The 13,610-nt window shown below is 51.9% G+C and carries 13 protein-coding genes; 6 read left to right on the forward strand and 7 right to left on the reverse strand.

Annotated elements, in window-relative coordinates; genetic code table 11:
- Positions 1 to 1,271: 1,271 nt before the first annotated feature.
- The 7 genes from AC6I1V_RS12915 to AC6I1V_RS12945 all read right to left on the reverse strand — a co-directional run bounded on the left by AC6I1V_RS12915 (position 1,272) and on the right by AC6I1V_RS12945 (position 6,682).
- A complete protein-coding gene (locus AC6I1V_RS12915) occupies positions 1,272 to 1,913 on the reverse strand; it encodes a hypothetical protein (RefSeq protein ID WP_497737052.1) in 642 nt (213 codons plus the stop codon).
- Between the two features lie 23 nt (positions 1,914 to 1,936).
- On the reverse strand, positions 1,937 to 2,563 hold the full coding sequence (locus AC6I1V_RS12920) for a hypothetical protein (RefSeq protein ID WP_497737053.1): 627 nt from the start codon (positions 2,561 to 2,563) through the stop codon (positions 1,937 to 1,939).
- Positions 2,564 to 3,100: 537 nt separating this feature from the next.
- Positions 3,101 to 3,403 (reverse strand): hypothetical protein, encoded by a 303-nt coding sequence (locus tag AC6I1V_RS12925; RefSeq protein WP_497737054.1) that lies wholly within the window; start codon positions 3,401 to 3,403, stop codon positions 3,101 to 3,103.
- Positions 3,404 to 4,209: 806 nt separating this feature from the next.
- Complete coding sequence (locus AC6I1V_RS12930; RefSeq protein ID WP_497737103.1) at positions 4,210 to 4,587, reverse strand: tyrosine-type recombinase/integrase; 378 nt, start codon at positions 4,585 to 4,587, stop codon at positions 4,210 to 4,212.
- Between the two features lie 27 nt (positions 4,588 to 4,614).
- On the reverse strand, positions 4,615 to 5,064 hold the full coding sequence (locus tag AC6I1V_RS12935; protein ID WP_497737055.1) for a site-specific integrase: 450 nt from the start codon (positions 5,062 to 5,064) through the stop codon (positions 4,615 to 4,617).
- A 772-nt stretch (positions 5,065 to 5,836) separates the two neighbouring features.
- The gene (locus tag AC6I1V_RS12940; RefSeq protein WP_486853525.1) at positions 5,837 to 6,025 is read right to left on the reverse strand and encodes a hypothetical protein; all 189 of its coding nucleotides are present in this window, start codon (positions 6,023 to 6,025) and stop codon (positions 5,837 to 5,839) included.
- 186 nt (positions 6,026 to 6,211) lie between these two features.
- Positions 6,212 to 6,682 (reverse strand): arylamine N-acetyltransferase, encoded by a 471-nt coding sequence (locus AC6I1V_RS12945; RefSeq protein ID WP_486853526.1) that lies wholly within the window; start codon positions 6,680 to 6,682, stop codon positions 6,212 to 6,214.
- 1,212 nt (positions 6,683 to 7,894) lie between these two features.
- Here AC6I1V_RS12945 and epsC point away from each other — a divergent pair.
- From epsC to dctP, 6 genes are all read left to right on the forward strand, one after another.
- On the forward strand, positions 7,895 to 8,806 hold the full coding sequence (epsC, locus tag AC6I1V_RS12950) for a serine O-acetyltransferase EpsC (protein ID WP_302551529.1): 912 nt from the start codon (positions 7,895 to 7,897) through the stop codon (positions 8,804 to 8,806).
- A 65-nt stretch (positions 8,807 to 8,871) separates the two neighbouring features.
- Positions 8,872 to 9,594 carry a thioesterase II family protein gene (locus AC6I1V_RS12955; protein WP_486853527.1) on the forward strand — a complete coding sequence of 241 codons (723 nt, stop codon included), beginning with the start codon at positions 8,872 to 8,874 and terminating at the stop codon, positions 9,592 to 9,594.
- Positions 9,591 to 10,316 (forward strand): 4'-phosphopantetheinyl transferase family protein, encoded by a 726-nt coding sequence (locus AC6I1V_RS12960; RefSeq protein WP_486853528.1) that lies wholly within the window; start codon positions 9,591 to 9,593, stop codon positions 10,314 to 10,316. Before AC6I1V_RS12955 ends, AC6I1V_RS12960 begins: the two co-directional genes overlap by 4 nt.
- Positions 10,313 to 10,732, forward strand: a complete 420-nt coding sequence (locus AC6I1V_RS12965) for an HIT family protein (RefSeq protein ID WP_482331338.1) — start codon at positions 10,313 to 10,315, stop codon at positions 10,730 to 10,732. The genes AC6I1V_RS12960 and AC6I1V_RS12965 overlap by 4 nt, the downstream gene beginning before the upstream one ends.
- Before the next feature lie 116 nt (positions 10,733 to 10,848).
- A complete protein-coding gene (locus AC6I1V_RS12970) occupies positions 10,849 to 12,558 on the forward strand; it encodes an AMP-binding protein (protein WP_486853529.1) in 1,710 nt (569 codons plus the stop codon).
- 10 nt (positions 12,559 to 12,568) lie between these two features.
- A complete protein-coding gene (gene dctP, locus AC6I1V_RS12975; RefSeq protein ID WP_486853530.1) occupies positions 12,569 to 13,603 on the forward strand; it encodes a TRAP transporter substrate-binding protein DctP in 1,035 nt (344 codons plus the stop codon).
- Positions 13,604 to 13,610 lie beyond the last annotated feature (7 nt).

Below are 13,610 nucleotides of genomic sequence, written 5' to 3' on the forward strand. Positions count from 1 at the left end.
CAGAATTCATTGCTAAAATTGTAAATATCCCTGTTTAGATACTAAAAACCATTTATATCAGGATAATGCAAATCAAAACGTGTTTGCAAAACCTTGTTGTGTCTTTGAAGCATATACAGCATGAGTTCGAATATCTTGTTGAGAATATCAGATCTTTTCTCTTCTCCTATAAATCTTGCAGGGAGAATGTCAAGTCCATTTGAAGTTCATTTTACATGCTCCTTTAAAATATTAACTCTATATAATAAGGGATGCAAAATGTTACTTCAGGAAATATGATAAATATTACATAGCGAATAAGGAATACAAATCTATAATTTGTGAATATGAAAGATGAATAGAGTAGATTGAAAGAATGATTGATTTAATATTTGTTTGTGTTTTTGTGTGCGAATTAAAATTTATTAATTGATTGATGTTTGATTTATAAATTGTTGTTTTTGTTTTGATGGTATTTGATTTTTTTGTTATTTTATTTTGTTATATAGTTTATATTATTTAGTATTAGTTAGTACTATCTAAAAACTAAAATATAATAAATATTTCTAACTGTAGTATTGCCATATTCATTGAATATGGCAATGAAATACAACGCTATGTAAAATTTCTGAAAAGTATATAACATAAAGTGATATTGAATATAATCAAATACATGATCTGATGTTTTTTAATTTCGATCTGTCCAAGAGGATATCCGGCGCACGTTATGATTGTTGGAAAAGATATGGAACTGGTGAACTGTGGGGACGTATCGAACCTCTTTTTGCCCGTTCAAATGAAAACGAAGCGGATGCCAATGGGCCATACTTCCCATGTGTTATGGTTCGAAAAGCGTTGTCTACGAATTCTTTCAACTCCGGAGCAAAGTTGATGTCCTATGGATGGTTCTTTACTGTAGGCTCCGACGCGCTCTCAAAAAAATCAACGACCATGAAGACGTTGGCCGCAATTCGACCGAAGGATGACGAAACGGCAGCTGGGGCAACGTCCATGGCAGCTGTTGTCGTTCTAAGGGGCGAGCTTCGCGATTGATTGCCGAGTCGTGAGTCTTTTTTTGTATCTAGTTTAACATATTTAAATAATTTGTTTTATTTAGATAGGCCCTTGCCGCTCTTACGATTTACGGGGGAAAACACGGGAAAGCAAGGCGATTTTACGGGAAGCGGACCGGGCAATTCCTGAACATCCATGGCGGTTTTCCGCCCACAAGTAAGACCCCCGGGATTTCCATTGCATCCCGGGGGTACATAAGGGGAGGAGAGTGGAACGAGCTATGAGGCAGAATTCAGCCTGTAATACGTGACCTTCCCCGGGCCTTCTTTGGAGACCATCCCTTTTATGATGAGATCTTTAAGAAGATCTCGGGTGTTGTCTTCGCCAAAGCCGCACACTTGTTGTAGCGTGTCGCGCTTTGCATTTCCCCCTCTAAGGATCTCCATGAGGACATGTTCGTCCGGTGAAAGCTCGATAACGGTTGAAGGGATAGCTTGGGCTTCGGTATCCCGCTCAAGGGAGTGCTCGATTTCTTTCCTGCCAGCGCCGGTTGCTGCCAAAAAGTTCCAGTGTGGCGAAGTCAGGGGAAGGTGGAGCCAGAAAGTTTTCCGTTCCAGAACAGGAGCTGCCTTGCATGCTCCATAATAGATACCTACGATCAAACCGTCTTGGGTTGCGATTTTCTGGACATCAGGAGTTCCCAAGGAGTGGGCGAGGATTTCGGAACGCCCCCTTAACGACATGACTGTTCTCGCGCGGATTGTGAAAATTTGACTTCCGCGTGCTTTGTCAGTCTGTGAAGCTGCATCGAATTCGGATTTATGGTGGACGAGTACGACACAAACGCCTTCCGCCTGAAGCTGTTCAACCCAAGTGAGTACATCCTGTGCGAATTTGCCCTGATGGACCGCATCTCCCATCAGTGCTGTGAGGTTGTCAAGAATCAGAAAGCGGCACTCATGTTTAAAACATGCTTGTGTAATCTTTCACGAAAAGAATGGTCCATGAGCGTAAAATTGGCGCAAAATTGCGGTAGCCTAGGTGCAAACTTGGAGAGGCTGAAGAAACGGTTCCCCTCGAGGTCCTTGAGGCCGTGTTGTTCCAGGTTTGTGAGATATTCGTCATACGGGGTCTCGCCATCGACAAAAACGATGCCCGAGTCGGCGGCTTTCCCTAGAAATGTCGGCCATGAGATGTCACCCCTTAGGATAGCCCGACAGGCAGAAAGGGCAAGCTGGGTTTTTCCGGCACCCTTGGCCCCGAGCAGCAAGGTGTAACTGCTAGGCTTGAACACGTGGTAGAGCGAGACCTCCTCAAGGCGGGTTGCGACTTGGGGCCTCATGAAATCCGGTACGGGTGGGAGCTTAACGACCTGGCGAGACGGACTCCCCATTTCATCCCCCCTTGTTGGGGATTCAACGATGTCAAGCCGCTGGCCTTTTTTGATGAACGCCCGAAGATCAATGGCACTCTCCGAAAGACGACGCAAGAATGCAGAAGACCTTTCGATGGAGCTGATCTCCACTGCATTATGGAGTAATTCCGCCTCCTCTGGATTTTCCAACACCACGGAATCGAGAGCCTGCGTTGGCCTCGCATGGAGGAGAAGCTGCTAGGCGATGCGGAAGGGGCTCTGGGAGTACCGCGCGAAATATTTTTGATAACACTTCACCATCGCGAAACTTTCCGCAGTAGGAACGGGCACAAAAATGACGGGATGTCCCCAGAAATAACCCCATGGGCCGCTCACGATAAAGCCTTGCGTTGGTCTCTGACATCCTTTCAAGGCTTCGTCCAGTGCCAGAGCAGTGCGAATATCAGCGCAAAAAACGACTGTCGCGCCAGACTGACGATTCAACTCGTGCTGGTTTATGAAGAAGGATGACACGTCGAGCTTGCCGATAGACCACTTGTGATCTGTATTTTCAGATGCCGGTAAGCAGAGGAGCCGATTTTTCAATCGATAGACACTAAAAGCATGCCTCACCGGACCGCTATAGGTCGGATTTCTGATCAGTCCATCGCTTATGGCTTGAACAGCCTCGTGTGGAATTGGTATTTCTTTCCACATAGTTCCAGTTGAGGGCTATCGCCAAATTTTCATTAGCTAGGGCAGCCCTGCTTTTTTTCGCGATAGAGGAAAGAGCCGCGAGAAGTTAAGGCCCACAAGTGGGGCAACCGTTGCAACAGCGTCGATGAACGAAATGCCGTAGAACGTTTCGGCCAGCGCAATCAAACCGGAATCAATGGGCTGTCCGTTTATGAAGAACTCGAACCCGTTGTCCGTGCGTTCAAATCTGACAGCACGATCGCCTCTTATCGCATAGGTGAGCTTGACCAAACGAGAGTTGGACTTGTCCCATACTTGCTTGGTGGCTTCAAGGTCTACCATGCCTGCGAACAAGGACATCAGAAGACCGTTGTCTGGTCTCACTGCATCAAGGGTGAGGGCTGGTCCGAGGCCTTCCGCAAAAGACGTGGAAAACTCCCGGAAGAATCCCTTGTGAGATGAGGAATGCGGGAGAAGGATATTTCCGTTGAAATGGCGTATTGGGATTGGATAAGATTCTGCAGGGTCGAAGTATTCTTGAAGATAATTTAAGGTGTTACACTATGAAATTTGTTTTCCTAAATAGGCGGAGGTGAATTTCCCCATGACAAAGCTTCTATACCCGCCCACCTCTAAAAGAGGCGGACGGGGTGAAAATTGGACATGCCAAAAGACCAAATCTCGAAAAACAGGAAATAGTTCGCCAGTTAATTCTTGATTAACAATGAGTTACAAACGTCAAGGAAGGGATCGCGAACAATCAGTATTTTCCGCGTACTGATGCGCTCGAAGCATTCAGGGGGGAATTGGGCTCGGTTATTCTGGATGGTCCGCCAGCGGAGGATTCCATTGGTCAACTTGTCAAGCTGGGAGCCGGAAAGAACACGGGGAGACTTCCCCTGAGAAAATCGAAGTAGGCCATGATTGTACCTCAAAAAAAGTGAAGTTCATATGTTTCTTAAATATTTGAGTTTTATATATTTTTTAGGTATGGGAAGCCGCTTTGCGCCCCGTGCGCAGAAAGGAACGTCACCCCGTTGATGCCTTTGAATAAAATGGGGAAAAGGCATCGAATTTCCAAAAATCGCATTTTTTTGCCAAAGTGAAACTGAAAAACAGGGGCTCGTTTTGGAATTATCATCCACGGGGAAGTGTCAACCCTTCTCCTAGGATTTTTCCGCATTTCGTAGTGAATCTGGCGATAAATGAGCGTAACACTGTGTCATTGCAATACTTTTATCTCCCATTAATTCGGCGACGGTATGGAGTGGGACTCCCTTCTGGACGAGCCAGCTGGCGAAAGTATGCCGCAGGGTGTGGAAGAACACACGCTGGCGTGGATCAGTTATCTCGTCGTTGAAACCCAGTTGTGATACGCACTTCATAAAGATGCGAGAGACCTGCGCTCGCTTTTTCCCGTCTGCTGTGGGGAAGAGCAGATGATGGTTATCCTGAACAGTGTAACGCTGTTTCAACATCGCCTCGATTGGAGCATTTATGAAGGCAAAGCGGTTCTGGCCGTTTTGGGGATCGCGAATCAGGATTTGGCCATTGTCGAAGTCGACGTCGCCCTAGGTTAGCCCATGAATTTCGCCAGCACGAAGGCCTATATAAAGCGCTAGGATACACTCATCATGCAGATCGTGCGAAACCTTTGCTGTCAGCTCCAGTAGAGCTGTGGCCTCTTCGGGAGACAGAAAGCGGAGTCTTCGATTGTCGACTTTGGGTTTTCGGACCTTTCGAACTGGATTTTCTCCGGTTACGAGATCCATGGAAAAAGCTGCATTCCAGAGCAGTGAAATGACCGCGACGGCGTACTGGGCCGTGCGGGGCGCAAGCCCGGCTTGGAGAATGGAGTTTGCGACTTTATCGACGTGAAGTTTTCTGAGGTCTCTGAGGGGAATATTCCCAATCCAGAGTCGAATCTTGTTCCTGAAAAGTTTTTCTTTACTTTCCGCAGATTTTTTCGAATGGAGAGCATCCGGGTAGTAGTGACTGTCCCAGAATGCGCCAATAGTCATCAGTTCAGTCTGCCTTTTCAGGGTCTCGTTGGTCCAGCCAAGGCTTTTTCCATACGCTTGCCATTTATTGGGATACGTAGTGAAATAAGCGTCTGGCCTGATGCCGCGTTTGTGCGTTGTGCGGTAGCAGACCCTGATACCTTCTTCGATAGTTTTCTCTTTTTGTGACAGAGTGATTTTTTAGAAGTTGGTCCCGAGCTTGTCCCAACTTCATGCGTGATGGGGCGGGGATTAGGAGGGAAACCGGGTAGGTTCATAAGGTGAGCAGTAAAACACAAAAACACGATATCTAGGTAAAATAACTATCTATATATAGCTGTGATAAAAAAGTCGCCTTTGGGAAGTGATTGTTAATCACTGGGTTAGCGGTTCAAGCCCGTGCCGGGGAGCCAGAAGATACAAGGTCCTACAGTGAAAGCTGTAGGGCCTTTTCTGGTTCCGGGTGACACTAAACGCAACCAGAAATAGGGCGGTCAAATATTTTCGCTCTGGGGTACATCTACTTTCTTTTTTTGGGCTGTGTCCTAGAAAATGGTTGATGCTTTTTTCCTTGAAGTTCCAAAGGAATAACCGGCAAAATGCCTTGACTATGGATTCCGCTAAAGGGAAAATATTGAGAAAAAGTCTGCATTTTCACCGTGTTGTGGAGATGAAGCAACCATATACTATGACAGAGCCTTTCTCTCTCTCTCTCTCTCTCTCTCTCTCTCTCTCTCTCTCCTATTTCTGTGAAGTAGAAAAGTAGAACCTGCTGTATTTTTATAATAAAATATTATGCTATATCAATATTGAAATATTTTAATAATAAATTTTTCAAATCGGAATCTTTAAACTCTATAATATCTTTTATGCCGTTTTCATTTATCGTAAGCTTGTTTCCTGTAATATCAATATATCCATATTTTGTATTTCTGGAAACATGCCTTACGCTATATGCCGTATCTCCGAGCGAACGCAGCATATTTTGTCCATGAAAGTCGGATAGATAACATTGTAATGGCGTCATCTGCATTAATGGCATTTCAATATCGTATTTTTTATCCGTTTTACGGACTAAGGTATACCATCCTGAATCTTGTGGGCGTGAACGAGTGTCATTTGGAACAATACCGCTACGATAGAAGCAAAATATTTCTTTATCAATATATTATTCTTCTCCAATTTTGAACTCTAAACTTTCTTGTGGTGCCGGCCCACCATATCCCACATCACAAAATAGCGTTTTATTTTCACAATACACTAAAATGCCGCAATGTGTTGCTGGAACTGGATATGGTTCAGGATGACGGAGTTGACGGCAAGGACACATCCACGCATCAAAGCCAAGAGATAGCAGTAGTAAGAAGAAAAGACCATTTAATTCAAAGCAATATCCGCCACGTTTGTTTTTAAGTATTTTATTTATTAAATTTTGTGGTTCTATGCTTATTGGACGTAAAAAATCAGTTGCATCTAAATTTTCAAAAGGAATTTTAATTTGGTGTGTTCGTGTTAGTTCATCTAAATATTTTTTAGACGGTTCTTTCTTTTTTAGTTCTAGTCTATCCAAATAAATAGGCTGCAACTCGTTGGGTATGTTATAATAAATCGACCAATTCATTTTTTTAGACCATGACATACTATCTCTTCTCCTAACTTGCTTAGACTTTTAGCTCTTATAGCGAAGCCCCGCAGCGGTTGCAACCGCTGCGGGGCTTCGTTTTTGCCTAAGTCGGTAATTCACTGCAAAAACAGGCAGAAAAGCGCCATAAACAGGATGGCAAGCACCTCCTCTGTTTCTCTTTTTCTGTTAAATGCAGCAGGATGTGGTAGATATGCGGGAGAGAAAATGTATCTTTATCATTAAATATATAATGCTGAAAGTAAAAAGTATATTCAAAGTAAAAGAGAGGTTCATTCTGATAAAAAAACTATATTTTTATTATATTATTTAATATTTTATATGGTATATAGGTATATAAAAATTCAATAGTGTAATTGATCTATCATATAAGAGTATAAAGTTGACAATATATGTTTTGAGTTTCGTTGTTGATATTAACAAAGGTAATAATTTTACTATTATACACGGTGAACAGATAATTATAATGTTTAATTAATAATATAAATAGAGAAATATAAAAGGCATCCGGGTTGAGGTGATGACGAAAAAACAACTGATACGCAAAGATGAAATGGATTTATCTTTATTTACATTGCAGCGCTTCTGGCTGTGGCTATTCCGTTATATGGGCTTTTACGTAATCGACTGCATCCCGAACCCTGTGGATTGTTTGGACAACATCAGCTTTTTCTTTTGATACTTTTTCGTAGCTATGGGCAGATTAGCGGGTGTAAGAGAGCCTGCACCGAGAGCTTCGATGAACCAAGTTTTAGGTTGTGTCGTTAATTAGATATAATATAGTGAAATTATTTAACTATTTTTAGGTTATGAAAAGATTATTTTCAATAATTTCATATAGTTATATGTAAAATGACGACACGATCTAGGCTTTATTTCAGAGGAGGCACGTCAGATTGCCCCATAATCATTTCTGGGTGTTTTTCTACAGCTATGGAAGGGGCTCTTGAGTAGGGGGAAACGCATGGAAGAAGCGGTCGGTTTTGTGGAGTAAATGAAAATTAAATTCATTATTTTAATATAACATAGTAAATTTATTGATCTAGCTGTGACATATTTTTGACCTGAATAGGTATGGCCTTTATTCCTGGAAGCCATATGCTGCGTTTGTTTAAGGACGGTCGGGAAACGGGCTCGGCAGTCCCTAAGGAAAATGGAAACGTGTTGCGTTTTGCAGCGGCATGACTTCAACAGGAGAGGTTTTGCGATATGTTCTCTTCGTCCGGCATCGGTACGCTTCCCGCAAGCCGGCTCGATCACGTCATAGGCCAGTTGTGCTCGCCAGAGGCCATGCGTGATATCGCCCATTCCCCATTGCACAATGCTCCGATGCCTTCTTTGGAGTGCGTCCGGGAGATTGTTTATATTCTCAAAACAATCTTGTTTCCCGGATACTTCGGAACTCCCGTACTCTCGGAGTCCCACCATTATCATATCGCCGCATCCATCGACTCCGTGTTACAGCGGATGTCTGGCCAGATATATTCCGGGGCGTGCTTCTCACATGCACGGTATGCCAAGGAATGCGGCGCGTGTACGGAGTGCCAGAAGCTTTCCTATGAAAAGGCTGTGTGCTTCATTGAACGGCTGCCCGTTCTGCGGAGGCTTCTCGCCTCGGACGTGCGGGCCGCCTATGAGGGCGATCCGGCAGCGACAAGCCTTGGTGAAACCATCTTTTGTTACCCCTCGATTCTGGCGATGACCCATTACCGCATCGCCCACGAACTCAGCGAGCTTGAAGTGCCGCTTCTGCCGCGCATCCTTACCGAGATGGCCCATGCGTCCACGGGGATCGACATCCACCCCGGCGCCCGTATCGGAGAGGGCTTCTTCATCGATCACGGCACGGGGGTGGTCATTGGGGAAACGTGCGTCATTGGCAAAAACTGCCGTTTGTATCAGGGCGTCACCCTCGGCGCGCTGTCCTTCCGCAAGGACGCCTCAGGCGTGCTGATCAAGGGCCTTCCCCGCCACCCGCATCTTGGTGACGGCGTCACCATCTACGCCGGGGCCACGGTTCTGGGCAACATTACGATCGGTTCGGGGGCCATCATCGGGGCCAATATGTGGGTAACGGAGGACGTGCCGGAACGGGCGCGGATCGTCTCCGGCAACAAGTAGGCGGGGCTGCCGCCCGGTGCGGCGGTGGGGCGGCCCTGCGTTCAAGATAAAAAGGAAGAAGAACGATGGCAGGTTGGTTCATGCCGGAGAGGGTTCCATACGCTCCGGTTCGGCTTTTCTGTTTTCCCCATGCGGGCGGCGGGGCGTCGGCCTACCGCGCGTGGACGAAGGAATCCGCGCTGGGGGCCGTCCCCGTCCAGTTGCCGGGGCGCGAAAACCGGATGCGCGAAACGCCCCTCCTCTCCATGAGGGCGATCGTCGAGCAGGCGGCGGAAGCGATCCGGCCCTACGCCGGGCAGCGGTATGCCCTGTTCGGGCACAGCCTTGGGGCGCGCGTCGTCTTTGAGCTGGCCCGGTACATGCGCCGGAAGGGGCAGCCCCTTCCCGCGCACCTGTTCGTGTCGGGAAGCCGCGCCCCGGAGATCCCCGAACCCTCCCCCCTGCACGAGCTGGAGGAGGACGCCTTTCTCGCCGCGCTGTCCCGGTACGGGGGCACGCCGCAGAGCCTGCTGGACAACAAGGAGCTGATGAAGCTCTTTCTCCCGTTGCTGCGGGCGGACTTTACCGTGGATGAAACGTATGAATATCAGGAAGAAGAACCGCTTCCCGTCCCGATCACGGCCTTTTACGGGTCTGATGACCCCGAGGCGACCCGCGGCGAGACGGAGGGATGGGAACGGCATACGTCCGGGGGCTTCTCTCTGCACGAAATCCCCGGAGGGCATTTCTACCTGACGCACTCCTCTCCGTTGCTGCTGTCGCACATCAGGCGGGTGCTCGGCGTATGAGCGCGGCGGCGTTCGTCCGGCGGGCCTTTGGACCGGAAGGCTGGAACCGGACGCCGTGCGGCGGCCCTGAGGTCTGGACGATCCCGCTTGATGATCCCCGTGTGCTCGCGCTGGGACGCGCTGCGCTTCCTCCTGAAGAGGAGGCTGCGGGACGGCGTTTCGTTTCTTCCACACTGGCCGATCGGTATGTCGCCGCGCACGGCGCGTTGCGGTTGCTCCTCGGGCGCTGGCTGGGCTGCGGCCCGCGAGAGATTTGCTTTTTTCGGAACGCCTGCGGCAAGCCCTTTGTGGAGGGCGGGCCGCACTTCAGCCTTTCCCATGCGGAAGGGCTGGCCGCCGTGGCGATTGTCCCCGATCACGAGGTCGGGGTGGACATTGAGCGGGTGAAGCCGTTTCCGGGCATGGCGGACATCGTGGAACAGTTCTTCTCCCCTCATGAGCGGTCGTGGATAGCCGAAGGCATTCCGCCAGAAGGACGTTTTTTCCGGTGCTGGGTACTTCGGGAGGCCTTTGTGAAGGCGTTGGGCGAGGGGCTTTCCTTTTCGCTGGATCGGTTCTGCGTCCGTATGCCGCTCGATTGCGGGGGCGGCGTTTCCATTTTTTTGAAGGACGGCGGCGTGCCCGATGTCGGGCTGACGGAATGGCGTCCCGCCGAAGGGTTCGCGGGCGCCCTCGCGGTGCGGGGACGTCCGTTTACGGTTTATGAACAGGAGTTGTTATGACGGACGAGTGTCTTTTTTGCCGGATCGCGGAGGGTACGCTGCCCTGCGCGAAGGTCTACGAAACGGATCGCCTGCTGGCTTTTCTGGACATCAACCCGGCCTTTCCGGGGCATACCCTCATCATTCCCAAACGGCATGCGGAAACGCTTTTCACGCTCGACGAACCGATCGGGGACGAACTGCTCCTGACGATGCGGTGTGTGGGCGCGGCGGTGATGGAAGCGACGGGGGCGGCCGGGCTGAACGTCATCCAGAATAACGGGCGGGCCGCTTGGCAGCAGGTGGATCATGTGCATTGGCATCTGATCCCCCGCTTTCCCGACGACGGCTTCGCGCCGTGGAAGCAGGAGGCCTACGGCTCCCCCGACGCCATGCGAATCATGGCTGAAACCATTCGGAACAACATACGGGCGTGAAGGGCCTCGCCGTCAGGCGCGGAGGAGCGTCGCGGGAACGGGGAACGTCCCGATGATCCGTCTGGGGGGCCTTCCGCCGGGGGCTTCTCGGCGTTCCAAGGCCGCGTGGAGTTGCCATGAAAGAGTTTGCTGTGCGGGAACTGACGCTTGGTCAGGTTTTCGATGCCTCCGTCGAGGCGTTCCCCCTGCGGGAAGCCGTCGTCCATCCCGGTACCGGGGTGCGCTGGACGTGGCGGGAGCTTTCGGAGCGGGTCGATGCCGCCGCCCGGGGGCTGATGGCGATCGGCGTGGGTGCGGGGGAGAAGATAGCGTTGTGGGCTCCCAACTGCCCGCAGTGGATCGTGTTCATGTTCGCCGCGGCGAAGATAGGAGCGGTTCTGATCACGGTAAATACGAACTATCAGGAAACGGAACTGCGCTACCTGCTGCGGCAGTCCGGCTGTGAGACGCTCGTATTCTTTCAGGGAACGCATGGGCGGGATCTCGCGGCCTCCCTCTATGCCGCCGTCCCCGAAGCGCTGGAGATGCCCCGTGGGGAACTGCGTTCACCCCACGCGCCGGGATTGCGCCGGATCGTGTCGCTCGGAGAAGGCCCGGCGGAAGGGGCGTATTCCCTGCCCGAACTGGAAGCGCTGGGAAAGGCCGTCCCTGAGTCGGACTACCTTTCCCGCAGGGAGGCCGCAACACCCTATGACGTCGTCAACATGCAGTACACGTCCGGGACGACCGGCTTCCCCAAGGGCGTGATGCTCGAACATGTGGGCATCGTGAACAACGCCCGCTGCGTCGGCGGCAACCTGAACCTGACCGAATCCGACAGGGTTTGCCTGCCGGTGCCGCTGTTCCATTGCGTGGGGTGCGTGCTCGGCGCGCTGGCCTGCGTGTATTACGGGGCCACGATGGTTCTCCTCGACACGTTCTCCCCCGTGCCGGTTATGGACGCCGTGGGGCGGGAACGCTGCACCGCGCTGTATGGGGTGCCGAGCTTTTTCCAGTCCGTGCTGCACCACCGGCTTTTTCCGCGTTTCGAGTGCGGCACGCTCCGCACGGGCATCATGGCGGGCGCGGTATGCCCTGAGGCGCTCATGCGCGCAGTCATGGGGCGCATGGGCTTGGAGGGCATCACGATCTGCTATGGGCTGACGGAAGGGGCCCCGGTGCTGACCCAAACCCGGATGGACGACCCCGTGGAACGCCGCGTCGCGACGGTGGGGCGTCCCCTCCCCGGCATCGAGGTTTCCATCCGCGGACGGGACGGCAAGGAGGTTCCCCGCGGCTGCGAAGGGGAGGTCTGCTGCCGGGGCTACAACGTCATGCGGGGGTATTACGCCATGCCGGAAGCCACGGCGGAGGCCATCGACGCGGATGGCTGGCTGCACACGGGGGATCTCGGCTGCATGGATGCGGACGGCTATGTCAGCATCCGGGGCCGGATCAAGGACATGATCATTCGGGGTGGGGAAAACATTTCCCCGCGCGAGGTGGAGGATTACCTCCGTACGATGGAGGGGGTTCTCGACGTTCAGGTGATCGGCGTGCCCAGCGTGCGCTACGGCGAGGAGGTGGGGGCCTTCCTCATCGTCAGGGAGGGGGCGGACATCTCCCCGGAGGCCGTCCGGGCGTTCTGCCGGGGGCGCATCGCTTGGTACAAGATACCGCGCCATCTCGCCGTGGTGGAGGCTTTCCCCCAGACCGCCAGCGGCAAGGTTCAGAAGTACAAGCTGCGGGAAATGGCGGAAAGCTGCTTTGCCGCCGATGCGGAACGTTTCGGCCGCCTCCCGCCGGAGGAAGGCCCCGGCGGGAGGCGGGAATGCAATCAACTGTAATGGAGCAGAGATGAAAAAAGTAGTGAGTTTGCTGTGCGGCCTCGTGCTGTTGGGGTGGGGCGTCGGAAACCATGCGCACGCCGACGACGCAATCGTCCTGAACTTTGAGACCGGGCTCGGTTCGCAGTCGGTGCAGCAGGTGCGGACGCTGCAGGCGTGGAGCACCTCCGTGGAGGAGGCTTCCAAGGGCCGGATCAAGATACACCTGTACCCCAACGGTTCGCTGGCCAAGCCGAACGTCAATCTGATGGCCTGCCAGGATGGTCTGGTGGACATCGCCTATCTCCATTCCTTCTTTTTCACCGACCGGCTCAAGGCGCTTGAGGCGCTGTACGTGCCGGGGCTGAACATCACCGATCCGCGCGCCGCCTCGCTCGCCGTATGGGATCTGATCGCAAGGACTCCCGCGTTTCACGACGAGGCGAAGGGCGTCAAGATCCTTGGGGTGCACGTCTCCCCGATGGTCATCGGGAGCGTGGACAAACCCGTGGCCTCCGTTGAGGACTTCGAGGGGCTGCGGCTGCGTACGAACGGCAAGAGCACGGCGTTGCTCGCCAAGCGCATGGGGGCCACGGTCATGACGGTGCCGGGGCCGGACATCTTTATGAACCTCCAGAAGAAGATCGTCGAGGCCGCCGTCGCCGCATGGGAGGGGCACCGCGGGTTCGGGCTGACGAACGTGTGCGGTTTCTTCACCGAAGGCGACTTCCTGCCGCCCATCTATTTTTATCTGGTGATCAACGAAAACAAGTGGAACTCGCTGCCGCCCGATCTCCAAAAAGTGCTGGAGGACGCCAGCGGGGCACGCTTCGCCGCGCTGGGCGGCGGGACGGAGGCGGATATCGCCAGAGAGATGCGCAAGTCCGTGCGGGAGGGCGGCAAGGCCGTCCTGAGCTTCACAGGGCCCGAACGTGAGAAGATCGACAAAGTGTGCGCCGAAGTCCGGGAAGAGGAACTGAGCCGGATCGAGAAGGAAGGCGTGCCGGATGCCCGCCGGTATGTGGCGGATTTTCTGGAATTGATGAAACACTACGAAGCGCAGTGACGCGCAC

The sequence above is a fragment of the Bilophila sp. T19-St14 genome (assembly GCF_059728385.1).

Coding starts and splice junctions, on each gene's coding strand:
- AC6I1V_RS12915 (WP_497737052.1), bottom strand. CDS start 1,913: ATGGGAGATGCGGTCCATCAGGGCAAATTCGCACAGGATGTACTCACT.
- AC6I1V_RS12925 (WP_497737054.1), bottom strand. CDS start 3,403: ATGTCCTTGTTCGCAGGCATGGTAGACCTTGAAGCCACCAAGCAAGTA.
- AC6I1V_RS12935 (WP_497737055.1), bottom strand. CDS start 5,064: ATGACTATTGGCGCATTCTGGGACAGTCACTACTACCCGGATGCTCTC.
- AC6I1V_RS12940 (WP_486853525.1), bottom strand. CDS start 6,025: ATGCTGCGTTCGCTCGGAGATACGGCATATAGCGTAAGGCATGTTTCC.
- AC6I1V_RS12945 (WP_486853526.1), bottom strand. CDS start 6,682: ATGTCATGGTCTAAAAAAATGAATTGGTCGATTTATTATAACATACCC.
- epsC (WP_302551529.1), top strand. CDS start 7,895: ATGTTCTCTTCGTCCGGCATCGGTACGCTTCCCGCAAGCCGGCTCGAT.
- AC6I1V_RS12955 (WP_486853527.1), top strand. CDS start 8,872: ATGGCAGGTTGGTTCATGCCGGAGAGGGTTCCATACGCTCCGGTTCGG.
- AC6I1V_RS12960 (WP_486853528.1), top strand. CDS start 9,591: ATGAGCGCGGCGGCGTTCGTCCGGCGGGCCTTTGGACCGGAAGGCTGG.
- AC6I1V_RS12965 (WP_482331338.1), top strand. CDS start 10,313: ATGACGGACGAGTGTCTTTTTTGCCGGATCGCGGAGGGTACGCTGCCC.
- AC6I1V_RS12970 (WP_486853529.1), top strand. CDS start 10,849: ATGAAAGAGTTTGCTGTGCGGGAACTGACGCTTGGTCAGGTTTTCGAT.
- dctP (WP_486853530.1), top strand. CDS start 12,569: ATGAAAAAAGTAGTGAGTTTGCTGTGCGGCCTCGTGCTGTTGGGGTGG.